Genomic DNA, 14,907 nt, shown 5'->3' with positions numbered 1-14,907 from the left:
CGGTGAGCATGTACCACTTGCCGTCGTACCGCCAGGGAAAGCCCGCGGTGCACCAGGTGGCGGAACTGGTCGTCAGGTACGACTTGATCCGCCCGCTGCCGTAGTACGGCGAGGTGTCGTTGCGGCGGTCCAACGTCTCCACGGGGGTCGTGGGAACGAGCTCCGCGGCGACGGCGTCGGAGCCGTACCGCTCTCCGAGGGCGGTGGCCAGAGGACTGTCGACGGTCTCGGTCTCCACCACCACCCGGTTGTTCTCAGGGTCGACGTAGGCCAGTCGGAGCGCGGAGCTGCCGGGCAGTTCGCTCTCCGGAAGCTGCAGTACCTCGTCGCGGACGGACTCCAGCGAGGCGAGGCTGTGGGCGACGACCTCGGCTTCCGGCGTGACCTGCACGGTGACGCTGGGGGTGCCCGGGGCGGGCTGGTCGGCTTCTTCCTGCCCGCTCGGCTCCTCCAGGGCGTAGTTCTCCTCTCCGGTGCTCTCGGCGGAATCGTCTGCGGGCAGGGCAGGGAGTGACTCGGACTCGCCGGGCGTACCGTCCGGCTTGGCCTCTCCCTCGGCACCCTCGTCCGGGGTTCCGGTGCCCTCGTCGGCCGGTGCCTCGACCACCTGGATCGGTGCGGCGGCCTCCGCGAGCGCGCCGGCGTCCACGACGGGAGCCACCACCGTCTGGGTGGTCCGGTCGATGTACGGCGGGGCGAACACATCGGGTGCCGCGGCGGCACGGGCCGTGGCTTCCTCCAGGGCGTACGCCTGCGCGGGCTGCGCTTCTTGGACGTCGGTCCCGGAGCCGCCCTCGATGATCTCGATGCGGTCCACCGTCACCGACACGGGCTCCGCGAGCGGGAGCGAGGCCGGGCCGCCGAAGCGGGCGCCGATCTGCAGGCTGCTGCTACCGGACAGGGAGGATGTGTCCCACACCAGCTTCGGCGTGACGCCGTTGGTGAGGTGGACGGGCCAGGTCACCGCCGAGCCGTCGGAGACGAGGGTCACCTGGTCGGCCGGGATGGATTCCCAGACCGCGGTGGGCGACTTTCGCCACAGGAAGGTGACCTCGGTGAGTCCGGCGGGGCTGCTGACCGCGAGGTCCACCGAGCCGACGAGGATATCGCCGTTGCCCGGGGCGGTGATGGCCGCACGCCCGACGTGGAAGGCCCTGGAGGTCTCGGCGGAGACGTTGCCCGCCCGGTCGGTGGCGGTGACGGTGAGCAGATGGCTGCCGGCCGTGGCCGGAGTGATCCGCAGTTCGACCGGGCTGCCGGTGACGGGGACCGTGGTGGAGGCGCCGCCGTCCACCCGGTAGGCGAGGCTCGCGGTGTCGGTTCCGGGTGGGGTGACCTGGAACGAGCCGGTGACCCCCGCATCGCCGGCCCAGGCGTCGGCGGGGTAGTCCGCCGAGGTCACGGCCGGGGCGTCGGGGGCGGTGGTGTCCACGACGACCCGGAAGTGCGAGGTGGCGCCGCCGTTCCCGTTGCCGTCGATGCCCCGGACGTGCAGGTACCAGGTGCCTTCGGTGAGCTGCGCCCGGTGGGTGGTGCCGGTGGTCTCGGGCTGGGCGTCGGGGACGGTGTCGGAGACCTTGTCGACGACCAGGCTGTAGCCGGCGGAGGAGCCGGGAGGCGCCGTCCAGGAGGCAGTCAGGTCACCGCTGCGGTAGGCCCGCGTCTGGTCGGGATGGGAGGAGGAGGTGATCACCGGGCTGGGCGACAGGTTCATGTCCACCCTGAACGGCAGATGGGCCGCTGTGGAGGACCAGTTGCCTGCCGTGTCCTTGGCCCGGACATGGACGTACCAGGTGCCGTCGGCATCGGTGGTCGCGGTGTACGACGCGGACGTCTGCGGGGTCCCGGAGGTCGGGGGAAGGGACTCGGCCGTCCGGTCCACGGTCACGGCGTAGCCCGCCACACCGGACAGGTCGGCGGGAGCGGACCAGGTGAAGGAGGCGGTTCGGTTCGCGTAGGCGCTGGTGGCCACCGGATGGGTGGTGGAGGTCAGACCGCCGGGGGCGCCGGGCGCGGTGGCGTCGACCTGGAGGGAGAAGTGACGGGCGGCGGACCAGAGTCCGGCCTTGTCGACGGCGGCCGCGTGGACGTACCAGGTTCCGTCCACGAGGCCGGTCCGGGCGAGGGCCGTAGCAGTCTGCGTGACGGTGGTGCCGGGGCTGGTGGTGGCGTTCTGGTCGATCTTCACCGCGTAGCCGGCGATGCCCGAGACGTCGGTGGCGGCGAGCGAGCCGGAGAAGGAGGAGGCGGTGTACCAGGTGGCGGCCACGGGATGACTGCTGGAGGTGATGGTGGGGGCCGTGGGGGCGGTGGTGTCGACGGTGAAGGTCTGCCAGGCGGACCACGCGCCGGTGTCGGTGCCGTCCGAGGCTCTGGCCCGCCACTTGTACGAACCTGCGGGCAGCGCCTCGACCGTGTGGGTCGCGGCTGCTCCGGAGGCCACGGCGACCGAGGTGCCCGTGCGCAGGGCGGAGGTACCGGTGCTGGTCCACACCTCGAAGGTGTGGGTGAGCTGCTGGCCGTCGGCATCGGATGCCTTCGCGGACAGGGTGGGCGTGGTGTCGGAGGTGAGGCTTCCGGAGGCGGGCGCGACGGCGGCGGCAGTGCCCGGCAGGCTGTTGTAGGTCACCGAGAGAGACGGCTCGTAGGCCGCGTTGTGGGATCCGTCGGTCTGGTTCGCCGAATGGTAGCGGCGCCAGGTCAGCGGATCGGCTTCGTCGACCGCGGCGATCCGCACGCCGTAGTTGGGCTGGCCGTCGGCCCAGGCCTGGACGATGGCGTCCACGTCCCAGGAGACGAGACCGGCCGGGCAGTTGCTGTTGTAGCCCTTGGCGGCGGTGGAGGTGACGGCACCGGTCGTGGTGGTCGACGGCTGGGCCGACCAGGAAACCGCCGACGGGTCCCAGGTGGTGGTGATCCGGCGCACCTGGTTACCGGAGTTGGCGGTGCTGCAGGTGGAGGAGTAGTACGAGTACAGCCGCAGGTCGGTGTCGAGGATGTGCTTGCCGGCGTACTTGGCCGCGTCGAACTTGAGGAACGAGCGGGCCTTCTCCGTTCCGTTGTACGTACCGGACTTCAGCTCCGTCGAGCCTCGCTGTGAGGTGAGGTAGTCGTCGTACTGGATCCAGGTGTCGGTGACCGGACCGAGGAGGGAGTCGGTCGGATCGATGGTGAGCGGGTACTCCAGGTCCGGGTCGGAGAGGAAGGCCGGGTCCGGCTTCAGTACGAGCACCTGCCCGTCTCCGTGGGGTTCCCGCTTCACGGTGACGTCGATCGCGGCCAGGTGCTCGGGTTCGCCGGTACCGCCCCGCTCGCCGGAGCCCCACATCACCGGGACCGGCGCGGTGGCGACGGCTTTCCCCGTGGCGTCCTTCCACAGAAGCCTCTGGTCGGAGGCCTTCTCAAGCGTCAGGCCGTCGGCCTGGACCGGCAGTTCGTAGGTCACCGGGCCGTCGGGGCGCTCGTTGAGGACGACCGAGTGGGAGATTCCCTCCTTGAGGGCGGTCACCACGAGGTCGCCGCCCTCGACGGCGTTCCGGTAGGTGGCGGTGGCCCCGTTCAGCTCGGGTGCGGGCAGCGTGCCGTTCCAGTCGAGCCTGAGGGAGTTGTCGCCCCGGGAGACTTCGGCCAGCAGCCGGCTCTTCCCGCCTCCGGAGAGGGTGATGTCAGCCGCTGCGGCCTTGGGGCGGATCGTGCCGCCGTCTGCGACGAGGGTGGTGTCGACGGGCTTCCAGCCGCCGTCGGACTGCTTCACGCGTATGGGGCCGGTGTAGGACTCCACCGTGGTGGTGCCGTCGGGATTCGCCCAGGTGGTGGTCGACGCGGTGCGTTCCGAGAGAAGCTCGACCCGGGCCTGGGGTTCCTCCTGTCGGGCAGCGACCGCGTCCGGGCCTTCGCTCTTGGGGTCGGCCGAGGCCGCGGAGGACAGCAGAGGCGAGGAGGTCGCCAACAGGGCCGTCAGGGTGGCGGCGACCGCCCAGCGGGACGGTCTCGTCGCCCCCGGTCTTCTTCCGGATCGGCCGGTCCGAGCAGCAGGTCTCACAGATTCCCCTCAGATGGATCATTGGAGGGGGGAGCGTAACTCCTCTGAATTCGCACACCAATTCGGAATTTCGTATTCCGGAAGATGTGCATGGCAACAAAAGGAAAAACGCACGGGCGGCTGTGAAAAGGGCGTTCGGATCTCGCCGGACCGGGCTGTCCTCGGCGTGACTCTCCGGCTCAGTGCGTCCCCGCGTGGTCGAGTGCGGCGATCTCCGGATGGTGCAGGTCGAATGCCGGGCTCTCGCTGCGGATTCGGGGCAGTGAGACGAAGTTGTGCCGGGGAGGCGGGCAGGACGTGGCCCACTCCAGCGAACGGCCGACTCCCCAGGGGTCGTCGACGGTCACCCGTTCGCCGTACTGGGAGGTCTTCCAGACGTTGTAGAGGAAGGGAAGGAAGGACAGGCCGAGCAGGATCGATCCGATGGTGGAGACGGTGTTGAGCGCGGTGAATCCGTCGGCGGCCAGATAGTCCGCGTACCGGCGGGGCATTCCCTGGGCACCCAGCCAGTGCTGGACGAGGAACGTGAGGTGGAAACCGATCGTCAGCACCCAGAAGGTGACCTTCCCGAGGCGTTCGTCGAGCATCTTGCCGGTGAACTTGGGCGCGACCACGAAATAGGAGTCGGATACGTGGAAGTCCAGCGGCGGTGACGCCAGGATGACTCCGGTCAGACCGCCGAAGACGAAGTTGACCAGAAAACCCGTTGCCCAGAGCATCGGTGTCTCGAACGACAGCGACCTCTTCCACATCGTGCCGATCCAGTTGAAGAACTTCACCCGGCGCTGTCACGTTGGCTGACAGGGTGGGAGGATCCTCGGGCTGATCACGGTGGAGGGGGTCGTCCGTGGAGGGCATGTCGCCGTCGTACAAGGGGCACCGGTATCCGGTCGAGGTGATCTCGCACTGCGTGTGGCTGTACTTCCGGCTGGGTCGCTGCTGACCATCGAGATCCCGGAATTCGACGGAGGTTCGCGCCGCTACTTCGACGCGCGACTGGCGAGGGAGACCGGTCTGGGCCGAGGAGGTCACGGACTCTGACGAGCACCAGCCCGCGCTGCTGCTCGCGCTGAAGTCGTATCAGACGAACAACGCCTTTGCGCCGTGGCGTCCCCGTCCCGAGGTGCCGCGGCATGGTCGGCCGCCGGGGCCGAACGGACGCCCGGTCAGGTCAGCCCCACGTCACCCCTGCGTCACCCGGACCTCCGCGACTTCCATCAGGCCGTCGAGTTCGACCCGGCCGACCGTCTGGGTGGGGCGCACCGTGAGGCCGTCCCGGCGCACCAGATCGAGGAGGCGCTCGGCGGCCGATCCAGGTGGTGGCGGCGGGGATGGGGGCAGGGCGGCCTGCGGGGCCGGCTGGTCAGCCCCCGCCGGTGGATCTCCGCTCAGGCCGCGTGGGCGCTGTCCGATGACGGGACCCGCGGGGTGCTGGAGCTGTGCCAGGACATCGCCCGGGACAAGACGTTGGCGTGGCTGGAGGAGTCGGTCGCGCAGATCCGGTGGGGGAGCGGCGGCAAGCATCGCGCCCCGGTGAAGGACGGGCTGATCATCGCGGTCTTCCGGCACTACGAGTCCAGGTCCGGGAATCCGCTGCTGCACGATCACGCCGTTGTGTCGATCAAGTCGCGGCGGCCGGACGGGAAGTGGGGGAACGTGTAGGTTCGCGCTTTCTGTGTCCTTTTCTCACAGGCGATGTCCCTCGTCCGGCCCAAAGGACACAGAAGTGAGACGAACGGTGTCCTGTCGCACTGAAGCTGGCAGATTCTCACTCGGTCTCACCTGACCTGGCAGATTCTCAGCGGATCGTGTTCTGAGCGGCGACCGCCTTGGGAAAATCACTGGCGGCGGCGAGGCCCGGGCAGAAGGCTCTCACCGTGACACTCCATGAGAACGAGATCCGTGTGGATGAGGCGGTCGTCCGGTCGCTGTTGCGGGAGCAGCGACCGGAATGGGCCGCCCTCCCCATCTCGCCGGCCGGTGCGGGCACGGACAACACGATGTACCGGCTCGGCAACCAGCTGCTCATGCGGCTGCCGCGCACCCCGGACAAGGCGAAGGCCGTACGGAAGGAGCAGACGTGGCTGCCGCGGTTGGCGCCATATCTTCCCTGTCGCATCCCGGAGCCGGTGCACGCCGGTACCCCGAGTTCCGCCTTCCCGCTCGTCTGGTCGGTGTACCGCTGGATCGATGGCGATGAAGCCAGCCTGGGATCGGTCACCGATTGGCCCGCCTTCGGGGCCGACCTGGCAGCGATCGTGCAGAGGCTGCACTCCATTCCCCTGATGGGAGCCGCTCGTCAGGGCGAGCTCAGCTGGTACCGCGGAGGTGGCTTGCAAGCTTGTGACCGGTGGATCAGTGGGTGCTTCGACGACTGTCGAACGATCCAGGGTCTCGACCTCGACATCGCGTACCTGCGACACCTGTGGCGGAGTGCGCTCGCTTTGCCCGAGCCATCCGGCCGGCAGGTGTGGCTCCACGGAGATCTGAAACCCACCAACCTTCTGGTTCAGCAGGGAAAGCTGCAGGCGGTCATCGACTTCGGAGGCCTCTCAGTCGGCTTTCCCGACGCCGAGCACTCGCCTCTGTGGGACCTTCCACCCGGGGCTCGACAGGCGTACTGGGACGCCATGAGCCTCGGCGACGTGACGTGGCTGCGTGCCCGGGCGTGGGCCATCGCCGTCGGAGTCAGCGGGGTGTCGTACTACTGGGGCACCTATCCCGCCTTCGCCAGCGAATGCCTGTCGCGCCTCCGCGCGATCCTGGAGGCTGCCGGCGAGCGGTGAACGAGTCCCGGATGGGGCCTCACCACGGACTCCGGTTCCGCAAGAGCCAACTCGTTTGAGAATGACTTGCGACTCCGTTCCCAAACCACCTGGCAGCCCGACAGGTTGGAGACCTGCCGGCTGCCAACTGGCATGCGATGGGACAAACGGCTGGGGTTTGACCCCGCGAGAGCGCAACGCTTCAGGCCGTCCCCGGAACCTCCGGGGGCGGGCTCACTGATGCACCGCCCCCGCCGCGAGGGCGTCGAGCTGATCCTTCGACCACGCGAGCCCGCCGGCTCGCAAGTCTTCGACCACCGCGCGCACCCACTTCAGCTCCGCGGCCGTTACGGCTCGCAGGTACTCGGTCTCAAGGCGGGTGATGCGCGGCAGCCCCTGATCCGCCTCTGCGGCCATGGCCGCTTCCAGTCCGTCGAGCTTCTCCGCGAGTGCGTCGGCCCGCCGCTCCAGTACGTTCGCCATCTCTTCCGGCGTGAGCAGCAGCAGATTTGACAGGGCGGCCGGGAACTCCGGGAATTCCTGTTTGGGCGCGGAGAGCATCTCCTCCAGCCAGGCGCGGGCGGTCTCGCGCCCCGCGTCAGTGACTTCGTACACGGTTCGCTCGGGGTACTGCTGATCGCGCTCTGTCTCGCGAACCGCGATCAGCCCGTCGCCATTGAGTCGCTCGATCGTGCGGTAGAGGCTCGCACGCTGCCTGACGTTGACGACCTGTTCCTTGCCCCAGTCCTTGACCAGGCGCTGGATGCCGTACGGGTGCAGCGGCTTGTAATGCAGCAGGGCCAGGACGGTCAGGGCGAGGGGCGAGCTGCGGGGAGCAGATGAAGTCATGGACTTCACTTTAGCCTCAGAAGGACTAGTTGACGAGACATTAGTTGCAGTGCAACTATCAAATGGTCAACGCAGCGCCGCCCAGAGAGGAACCACCGAGATGTCCCTCACCGAGCGCATCCACTGCGACCACGACCTCGTCAAGCACCTGGGAAGCTGGACCGAGGCTGGCCGCTTCGCGGTCAAGGCCCGCCATGGGGCTGCTGTCCTCGACCTCCGTTCCCCCGGCCTCCCCGACGACATCCAGATTCACATCGACATGGACCGGGCCATGGTCAAGCTGCTCCTCGACGACAGCACCGCCATTGACTACTGGAACCTGAGGTGGACCGCCCGCGGCAAGATCAAGGACTCCCGGTCCTCATCCACCGGCGACAAGGAGACCGGCCGCCGTATCCATCTGTCCGGCTCTGCGACGAACAGCGAGATCCGCATCCACCGCGGTGGCATCGCGATCCTGTCGGCGATGTTCTCCCATGCATACGTCCAGGATGTGCGCCGCGCCCACAAGACCGGCGGCGTACCGACGATCGACGACCCGACCAGGGGGCACCAGTCATGACCCGCATGAGCAAAGCCCGCACAGCGCTCATCATCGGCGGCGGTATCGCGGGCCCCGTCGCCGCGATGGCCCTCCACCACGCAGGTATCGAGGCCGCCGTCTACGAGGCGTACGACTCCACGGCCGACGGGGCCGGAGGCGGCATGACCATCGCCCCGAACGGCCAGAACGCCCTCGACGCGATCGGCGCGGGCGACCTCGTCCGCGCCATCGGCACACCGGTCACCGCCATGGGCCTCCGGAGCTGGACGGGCAAGCACCTCGCACAGTTCGCCCCGCCCTCCCGCCTCCCGTCGCTGCAGTTCGTCTGGCGCGCCGATCTCTACCGTGCGATCTACGACGAGGCGGAGCGCCGCTCGGTACCCATCCACCATGGCAAGCGGCTGACCGACACGACGGACACCGACTCCGGCGTCACCGCGCACTTCGCGGACGGTACGCAGGCCAGCGCCGACATCCTGATCGGCGCCGACGGCATCCGCTCCACGGTCCGCCCCCTCATCGACCCGGTCGCGCCACAGCCGAACTACGCCGGCCTGGTCTGCTTCGGAGCCCGGATGCACCAATCCGGACTTCCCTCCACCAACGGCGTCATGTACATGTGCTTCGGCAAGCGCGCCTTCTTCGGCTACCAGGTCTTCGACGACTCTTCGGCGATGTGGTTCGTGAACCTGCCCCACGTCCTCCCGATGACAGTCGCCGAGGCCCAGGCGATCGGCGCGAAGGAGTGGATGCGTACCCTGCAGACCGCCTTCGCCGACGACCGCACCCCCGCCCTCGAGATGATCAGCCGTACCGACCCCCGCCAGCTCCTCATCACCGGCCCGATGGAGAACATGCCAAGGGTCCCGACCTGGACCCGCGGCCGCATAACCCTGATCGGCGACGCGGCCCACGCCGCCTCGTCCAGCTCCGGGCAGGGCGCCTCCATCGCCACCGAAAGCGCCGTCGAACTGGCGCGCTGCCTCAGGGACCTGCCCTACGACCAGGCTTTCTCGACGTACGAACAACTGCGCCGCCCCCGCGTCGAACGCATCATCAAACTCGGCGCCCGCACGAACAGCAACAAGACCGCGGGCCCGGTCGGCCGCGTACTGCGCGACCTCGTGATGCCGGCGACCATGAAGCTGATCAACCCGGAGAAGATGGCCTGGCAGTTCGACCACCACATCGACTGGAACGCGAAGGCGGCCCCGCTCACCTGAACTCCAGCCCGTCCTCGGCCGCGACGCCCGGGACGTGGACCCTGTGTCAGGTCCGGCACCGCGCCTGGCGCCTGCCGGGTGGCGAAGTTGAAGCGGTTTCAGACGCTGACCTCCGTGATCGAGGGGGCTCGGCCCCCAAGGATCCTGCGCGTCGTAGCGCTTGGCGGCCTCCTCACAGAACTCGCCGGTGACCCGGGCGACGGCCTCGGCCGACTCCCTGTCGTTGGTCTGCCGCTATCGGGGTGCGATCGCATTGAGCCAGTCGTCGACGGTGACGACATCTGCCCACTGCGGGAACAGTCGCTCGATGAGGACCCGGTGCACCTCTGGGTCGGTGTCCAGACAGGCGTCGGAGAGGACGGTGAGGCCGAAGTCCAGGTCGTTCGCCTGGCACAGGGTGTACAGCACCACAGCGCTGGTGGCGATGCCGGTGAGCACGAGGCTGTCGATACCGCGTGCCCTCAGCACCACGTCGAGATCGCTGCCCGAGAACGCGCTCGCCCGCCTCTTGGAGACCATCACGTCGCCCGGCCGGGGCGCGACCTCGGGGTGGATCTCGGTGCCTGGGTCGCCCCGAAGCCTTCGTTCCTGCGGTGCTGGCGGGTGGGGTTGCCCGGCAGCGGTCCGGTGACCGTGACCTGGTGTTCTCGGGCGGCCTGTTCCAGGTGGACCAGGGAGGTGTAGCCGCCGTCGACGAGGTGCTCGGCGGGCAGCAGGCCGCGGCGCCCCAGGCGGGTGTGGATGCCGGGCAGGGCCTGGGCATCGTTGGTGGTGGCCGGGGTGGTGGCCACGTCCGTGATCACGTTGGCGCCGTCGGACGAGCAGGTCTCGGTGAGATGGGCGACGAACCCCTTCCAGCGGGTGGTCTGCCCTCGACGGGCGTAGCGGGCCGTGGGGTCGTAGGGGGAGATGATCGCGCGGGACGAGGGCGGCAGCCCGCCGTCGTCGTCGGTGCGCCAGCGCAGGCGGCCCGCCGCGTCGCGGTAGTAGTTCTGCACCATGATCTGCCGCAGGGCCTGGACCCGGGGACCGAACGCGCGGCCTGCCCCGTGCCCGCGGAGATGCTCCAGCAGCCGTAAGGCGTCGTCGCCGGTTGTGTTGATCCTGGTCTTGGGCCGGGTGGGGTTCTTGCCCAGGCGTACCGGACGGCCGTAGCGGCGTCCCCACTCCTGGTCCACCAGGCCGGCTAGCAGGTGCGAGGCGGTGCCGGCGAGCTCTTCCAGGGCGGCCCGCACCGCCTCGGTGATCAGCTCCAGCCGGGTCAGGTCGCGCACCGCGGCCAGAACATGGGTGGAATCGGTGCGCTGCGTGCTGCGTTCGCGCACCAGCCCGGCGTCCTTGAGACGGGCCCGTGCGAGGTCGAGCAGGCGGTCGGCGCGATCGCCCTGGGCGAGGCGCTCACGGAAGTCGGCCAGGACACTGTGATGGAAGCCTGGATCGTCCAGCTCCATGGCCAGGGCGTACTTGAAATCGATGCGGCAGCGCACCGCCTCGGCCGCCTGACGGTCCGACAGGTCGAGCAGGAACTGCAGCACACAGACGGTGGCCAGCTGGGCGGGCGAGAGGCCGGGGCGCCCGTCGCGCGGGTACCAGCCGGCGAAGTCCTTGTCGCACCACAGCCCGTCCAGCCGGTCTCTCACCCACATCGCTGTCGTGCCACCCGGATTGCTCGCCCGCGCGACCTGCGCAGTCAGAGACGGGACCTGCTCACCGGAACGGGGACGGACGGACAACGGACACCTCGACAACTGCATCGGCCTTCGAAACAACCCCGAGCATGCCCACTGATCACGCTGCCGCACCGGGAAACCCCAAGATCCCCGACAGAGTCAAGTTAGCCTCGGAACATGCTGCGTATCGCCGACACCCGAACCGGTCACCCCGTGGAGATCCCCGCCGCACCACGCCGCCTGCTGCGCAGTTGCGTCCATCTGCCGGCCATCGGCACCGGGGTCGGTCCGGTGTACCTGCGTGTGCCGCTGATCGGTGACGTACTGGCGCGCACCGCGGAGCTGAACGGCCTGCAGGTTGTCACGGTCCTTACCACCCCGGACCTGACGGACGATCAGGCCCGGGCGCTCGACCGCGTCATGGCCGTGCTCGGCATCCATCCGCCCGTCGTCGTCGGAGGCCACCATCCGGACGGGGCGCTCGGCGGCCCCGCCGACGTACATGTGGTCGCCCAGGGCACCGACACGGACGACGTCATGGGCGGGGTCCGGATCGATGTGGGGCAGGTCAGCACGGCGCCGCTGGACGAGGGTGTCCCCGACCCCGGCCACCTTCTCTCCCCGGATCTTCCGGACGTACTCGTACCGGAGGTCGCCGATCCACTGGCTGTGCGCCTGCTGTTGCTCGGCCGCCGCTACGGCACACCTGTCACGGTCACCGGTGGAGCGATGGCCGACGCCCGGCGGACACTGCGGCGGTGGCGCCGGCAGGTGGCCGACTGGGCGCAGGAGCCGTCCAGGCCGATCCCCGCCGACCTGCTGCGACAGTCACATGCGGCGCTCGTCGACGATCTCGGTGTCGACGCAGTGCTGGATCTGCTGGCCGATGTGGCGGGACGGTCCGACGTACCGGCCGGTGCCAAGTTCGAGACCTTCGCCCATCTCGACCGCGTCCTCGGCCTGGACCTTGTCCGTGACGTCGGCCAACTGCACCGTCCGGAACGGCCGACGGCCCTGTGAATCAGGTGGGGGCGCCGCTGGACGAGGCGGCTATGGCTGTCCGGTGCTCGGCTTCGATGTCGAGGCCGAGCGAGTCGTGCTCTTGGCTGAGCCGCTGGTCAGGCGACGGCGGCTGCTGGCTGGGGTTCGTTGAATAGGCGTCGTCGCGGAGCATCGCGAAGAGGACGCCGGCCCGTCGTCGGGCGAGGTGCAGGTGTCTGCGACGACGCCCACAGACGCGTCAGCATCTGAGGACGTCGTCCGCGTGTTCTCCGGATTGCTGGAACGTTATGAAGCCGAGGGAGCGGGCTCCGCCATGAGTGCGGCGTCCTTTCCGGGCCGCTTCGCGCGCATGGCGAACACGAGTAGACCCGCTGCGGCGAATACAACACCAGTGGCTACGTAAAGCCCCTGTGGTGTCCAGCCGGAGTGGAGCAGCCAACCCGCCGCGGAGGGAGCGACGATGGCGCCCACGCGATCGACACTGATGGCCGCTCCCACGCCAGTGGCGCGGAGCTGCGTCGAGTAGACGCCCGGTGTGAGGGCGTTGCCCCTGCCGAAATCCTCATCCGTCCTGGTGGGAGGCGGTGCGCGGGGGTGTGCGGGGTCTCGGGCGCGGGGCTCGAGGGGGTGTTCTCGCGCAGCTGGTGATTGCCCCGACATGATGGTCGGTCGTGCTGCTGCGACTGGCTTACCTGACCGTGACCCAAGCGTTCGCCATGGTCCGCCTGTTACCGATGAGCGACCGGGACAAGGACGCGGAGATCCTTGCCCTGCGCCATCAGATCACGGTGCTTCAGCGTCAACTCGGCAAAGACAGGGTGCGGTTCACCCCGGGCGATCGAGCGTTCTTGGCGGCGTTGCTGCACCGGCTGCCGTCGGAGGTGCTGCGCAGGGTGAGGGGGGTGGTCAAGCTGCGGAGCTTGCGTAGCGGTCGCCATCCCTTGAGGGTCGCGACGGCCGGTTCTACAAGGACACGGATCTTGGCGTGGGACTTGTTGATCGCCTGTATGCCGGTGGAGAGGGTCTCCCACTGGCCGCAGTAGGGAACCCGGATGGATGCTCAGCCCAGCAGCGTGACGAATGTCCCTGACACCTGACGTCACGGATATATACGCGATGTGATGGCCCTGGTCAGGAGCAACACGGACACGCACCCGTTTGGAAAACTGGACGAACTCCTCCAGCAGTGCCTGACCGACACCGACCTGCCCCTGGACGTCCGCGCCGCCGGATCCGTCCTCCTGCTGTTCGGCCAGCTTGGCCAGACTCCAGGTCGAGAACGGCAGGCCGTGAGGTCAGCGATCTCGGCCACAAGAAGGAGGACGTCGGCCACGTTCATCTGGCCGACGTCCTCGGGAAGTTCTGCACCCGCTGGGAGATCGGCGTGGAGAACCTGGCGAAGGACGCCACGCAGGTCTCCCAGCGCCTCAACGCGAGCGTGAAGGCCTACGGCCAGCTCGAAGGGCAGCTTGCCGGGCATCTGAGCGGCACGCTCAGCCGTGACAACGGCGAGGATCCGGGGGCGAAGTGACGGCGAAGGACCTCGGACAGACGTGCGACCCGAAGGAGCTCGTACCGGACGACCCGGAGGCGATCACCTCGACCGCCGCCTGGCTGAAGAGCTACGGCGACCCCCTGCACTCGACCGACGAGGGTCTCAAGCGAATCGACACCACCGACGGCTCGTCGGGAAAGGCCGGCGACGCGTTCCGGGCCGCTTTCAAGGGCGGGCCCCGGAAGTGGCTGGAGGCGCGCGACTGCTTCCACGACGCCGCCACCGCGCTGACCATCTACAAGTCGACCCTGGCGTGGGCGCAGGGACAGGGCGGGGACGCGATCCGGCAGTGGAACGGGGCCAGGCCGCGGTCCCCGCCCACCGCCGACCCGACGAAGGACCCGCCATGACCGGCCACATCCCCACGCCCGCGCCCCGGCCCGGCCAGGACCCCGTGGCGCTCGTCCGTGCCGCCTTCGCCGCGCTGAACCGCCATGACCTCGACGCCTGCACCCGGCTGGTGACGGAAGACTTCGCCATCAACATCGCGGGGATGCCCTTCCAGATGCGGGGACGCGACGCGTGGCGGCGGAACGCCGAGGTGCTGCCCGCCGCCTTCCCCGACTTCGAGGTCCGATGGACGACGTCTTCGGTCGGGCGACCAGGTCGGGGTGCGGCTGACGATCCGGGGCACGCACCGTGAGGTCCGGGGCTTCCCGGCCACCGGCCGGCTGGACGTCGCTGATGGCCGTAGCCGCAGTCACGACGAAGCCGCTGAAGAAGAAGCGGCTGCCTGCCGGGCAGCCGCGCGAATGGTACGAGTCCCACAACCACAACTGCAGCCTGAAGGACATGCGCCTGGCCATCACTCTGCTCGACACGGGTGTCTACGGCGCCGAGCAGGCTCGTAACCGGCGGATATGCGCCACCGCCGCCCGGATCGGGAGCCACCCGCCGTCCAGCACCACGTGCCGACTGGTGCGTTCCCTCATCCGCGACGCGCACTGAGCTGGGCGACCGGCGGTCCGCACCGGGCCGCCGGCCGTCACTTGACGGGGCGTAGCCGGAGGTGGGCGACCCCGGGGAGGTCGATGACCCTGGTGGTCTCGAACTCGCGGGTATGGTCGCCTATCTCCTTGAACGGCCGCACTCCGAACAGCCGCACTCCACCGTCCAGCAGCACAGGGACCAGGTGGATCTGCAATTCGTCCCGGGTCTCGCGGCCCGGAGCCCGGAGCAGCGTTCGGGCCCGGCCGGTCATGGCCGGCCGGGCCCGGGCGGGAGGGGTCCCGCCGCCTCAGTCAGCTGCTACTGAGG

At 69.1% G+C, this 14,907-nt stretch carries 14 protein-coding genes and 4 pseudogenes; 11 read left to right on the top strand and 7 right to left on the bottom strand.

The window, feature by feature from the left end; translation table 11 throughout:
• The coding region (locus ACWD6R_RS25530; protein WP_451820819.1) for a DNRLRE domain-containing protein at positions 1 to 3,949 on the bottom strand (3,949 nt) is incomplete at its 3' end.
• 272 nt (positions 3,950 to 4,221) lie between these two features.
• A pseudogene (locus ACWD6R_RS25525) lies at positions 4,222 to 4,821 on the bottom strand (cytochrome c oxidase subunit I); the annotation flags it as partial.
• Between the two features lie 77 nt (positions 4,822 to 4,898).
• Between ACWD6R_RS25525 and ACWD6R_RS25520 the strand changes: the two are divergent.
• The 4 genes and pseudogenes from ACWD6R_RS25520 to ACWD6R_RS25505 all read left to right on the top strand — a co-directional run.
• Positions 4,899 to 4,970: pseudogene (locus ACWD6R_RS25520) on the top strand (IS6 family transposase); the annotation flags it as partial.
• The gene (locus ACWD6R_RS25515) at positions 4,955 to 5,083 is read left to right on the top strand and encodes a hypothetical protein (protein WP_451820825.1); all 129 of its coding nucleotides are present in this window, start codon (positions 4,955 to 4,957) and stop codon (positions 5,081 to 5,083) included. The pseudogene ACWD6R_RS25520 and the gene ACWD6R_RS25515, both read left to right, overlap by 16 nt.
• A 63-nt stretch (positions 5,084 to 5,146) precedes the next feature.
• A complete protein-coding gene (locus tag ACWD6R_RS25510; protein WP_451820818.1) occupies positions 5,147 to 5,704 on the top strand; it encodes a relaxase domain-containing protein in 558 nt (185 codons plus the stop codon).
• Positions 5,705 to 5,919: 215 nt separating this feature from the next.
• Positions 5,920 to 6,828 (top strand): aminoglycoside phosphotransferase family protein, encoded by a 909-nt coding sequence (locus ACWD6R_RS25505; RefSeq protein ID WP_451820817.1) that lies wholly within the window; start codon positions 5,920 to 5,922, stop codon positions 6,826 to 6,828.
• Positions 6,829 to 7,041: 213 nt separating this feature from the next.
• Here the strand turns inward: ACWD6R_RS25505 and ACWD6R_RS25500 are convergent, their stop codons facing one another.
• Positions 7,042 to 7,656 carry a PadR family transcriptional regulator gene (locus ACWD6R_RS25500; protein WP_451820816.1) on the bottom strand — a complete coding sequence of 205 codons (615 nt, stop codon included), beginning with the start codon at positions 7,654 to 7,656 and terminating at the stop codon, positions 7,042 to 7,044.
• A gap of 100 nt (positions 7,657 to 7,756) precedes the next feature.
• Between ACWD6R_RS25500 and ACWD6R_RS25495 the strand changes: the two genes are divergently transcribed.
• Both ACWD6R_RS25495 and ACWD6R_RS25490 read left to right on the top strand, forming a co-directional pair.
• Positions 7,757 to 8,218 (top strand): hypothetical protein, encoded by a 462-nt coding sequence (locus ACWD6R_RS25495; RefSeq protein ID WP_451820815.1) that lies wholly within the window; start codon positions 7,757 to 7,759, stop codon positions 8,216 to 8,218.
• A gap of 5 nt (positions 8,219 to 8,223) precedes the next feature.
• Positions 8,224 to 9,423, top strand: a complete 1,200-nt coding sequence (locus tag ACWD6R_RS25490) for an FAD-dependent oxidoreductase (protein WP_451820814.1) — start codon at positions 8,224 to 8,226, stop codon at positions 9,421 to 9,423.
• Between the two features lie 234 nt (positions 9,424 to 9,657).
• Here ACWD6R_RS25490 and ACWD6R_RS25485 read toward each other — a convergent pair.
• Positions 9,658 to 10,002, bottom strand: a pseudogene (locus ACWD6R_RS25485) (cysteine hydrolase family protein); the annotation flags it as partial.
• Complete coding sequence (locus ACWD6R_RS25480) at positions 9,942 to 11,069, bottom strand: transposase (RefSeq protein ID WP_451820824.1); 1,128 nt, start codon at positions 11,067 to 11,069, stop codon at positions 9,942 to 9,944. The pseudogene ACWD6R_RS25485 and the gene ACWD6R_RS25480, both read right to left, overlap by 61 nt.
• A 201-nt stretch (positions 11,070 to 11,270) precedes the next feature.
• Between ACWD6R_RS25480 and ACWD6R_RS25475 the strand changes: the two genes are divergently transcribed.
• The gene (locus ACWD6R_RS25475) at positions 11,271 to 12,113 is read left to right on the top strand and encodes a hypothetical protein (protein WP_451820813.1); all 843 of its coding nucleotides are present in this window, start codon (positions 11,271 to 11,273) and stop codon (positions 12,111 to 12,113) included.
• 781 nt (positions 12,114 to 12,894) lie between these two features.
• On the opposite strand, the pseudogene ACWD6R_RS25470 reads toward ACWD6R_RS25475, so the two are convergent.
• Positions 12,895 to 13,152, bottom strand: a pseudogene (locus ACWD6R_RS25470) (hypothetical protein); the annotation flags it as partial.
• A gap of 327 nt (positions 13,153 to 13,479) precedes the next feature.
• On the opposite strand from ACWD6R_RS25470, the gene ACWD6R_RS25465 reads away from it, so the two are divergent.
• Genes ACWD6R_RS25465 through ACWD6R_RS25450 form a run of 4 tightly spaced genes read left to right on the top strand, consistent with a single transcriptional unit; the run spans position 13,480 to position 14,598 of the window.
• Positions 13,480 to 13,626, top strand: coding sequence for a hypothetical protein (locus ACWD6R_RS25465; protein ID WP_451820812.1), 147 nt, complete (start codon positions 13,480 to 13,482; stop codon positions 13,624 to 13,626).
• Entirely contained in the window at positions 13,623 to 14,000 is a 378-nt protein-coding gene (locus ACWD6R_RS25460) for a putative T7SS-secreted protein (RefSeq protein ID WP_451820811.1), read from the top strand. The genes ACWD6R_RS25465 and ACWD6R_RS25460 overlap by 4 nt, the downstream gene beginning before the upstream one ends.
• Positions 13,997 to 14,293, top strand: coding sequence for a nuclear transport factor 2 family protein (locus ACWD6R_RS25455; RefSeq protein ID WP_451820810.1), 297 nt, complete (start codon positions 13,997 to 13,999; stop codon positions 14,291 to 14,293). The genes ACWD6R_RS25460 and ACWD6R_RS25455 overlap by 4 nt, the downstream gene beginning before the upstream one ends.
• Positions 14,294 to 14,334: 41 nt before the next feature.
• The gene (locus ACWD6R_RS25450; protein WP_451820809.1) at positions 14,335 to 14,598 is read left to right on the top strand and encodes a hypothetical protein; all 264 of its coding nucleotides are present in this window, start codon (positions 14,335 to 14,337) and stop codon (positions 14,596 to 14,598) included.
• Between the two features lie 37 nt (positions 14,599 to 14,635).
• Here ACWD6R_RS25450 and ACWD6R_RS25445 read toward each other — a convergent pair whose 3' ends face one another.
• Positions 14,636 to 14,851, bottom strand: coding sequence for a hypothetical protein (locus ACWD6R_RS25445; RefSeq protein ID WP_406415397.1), 216 nt, complete (start codon positions 14,849 to 14,851; stop codon positions 14,636 to 14,638).
• Between the last annotated feature and the right edge of the window lie 56 nt (positions 14,852 to 14,907).

This window comes from Streptomyces sp. NPDC005151, from assembly GCF_053599875.1.
The sequence above is the reverse complement of the archived record's forward strand: the minus strand, read 5'-3'. Positions and strand labels throughout refer to the sequence as shown.

Excerpts from the sequence above, each read along its gene's own strand:
- ACWD6R_RS25495 (WP_451820815.1), top strand. The coding sequence starts at position 7,757 with ATGTCCCTCACCGAGCGCATCCACTGCGACCACGACCTCGTCAAGCAC.
- ACWD6R_RS25450 (WP_451820809.1), top strand. The coding sequence starts at position 14,335 with ATGGCCGTAGCCGCAGTCACGACGAAGCCGCTGAAGAAGAAGCGGCTG.
- ACWD6R_RS25455 (WP_451820810.1), top strand. The coding sequence starts at position 13,997 with ATGACCGGCCACATCCCCACGCCCGCGCCCCGGCCCGGCCAGGACCCC.
- ACWD6R_RS25445 (WP_406415397.1), bottom strand. The coding sequence starts at position 14,851 with ATGACCGGCCGGGCCCGAACGCTGCTCCGGGCTCCGGGCCGCGAGACC.
- ACWD6R_RS25500 (WP_451820816.1), bottom strand. The coding sequence starts at position 7,656 with ATGACTTCATCTGCTCCCCGCAGCTCGCCCCTCGCCCTGACCGTCCTG.
- ACWD6R_RS25480 (WP_451820824.1), bottom strand. The coding sequence starts at position 11,069 with ATGTGGGTGAGAGACCGGCTGGACGGGCTGTGGTGCGACAAGGACTTC.
- ACWD6R_RS25490 (WP_451820814.1), top strand. The coding sequence starts at position 8,224 with ATGAGCAAAGCCCGCACAGCGCTCATCATCGGCGGCGGTATCGCGGGC.
- ACWD6R_RS25475 (WP_451820813.1), top strand. The coding sequence starts at position 11,271 with ATGCTGCGTATCGCCGACACCCGAACCGGTCACCCCGTGGAGATCCCC.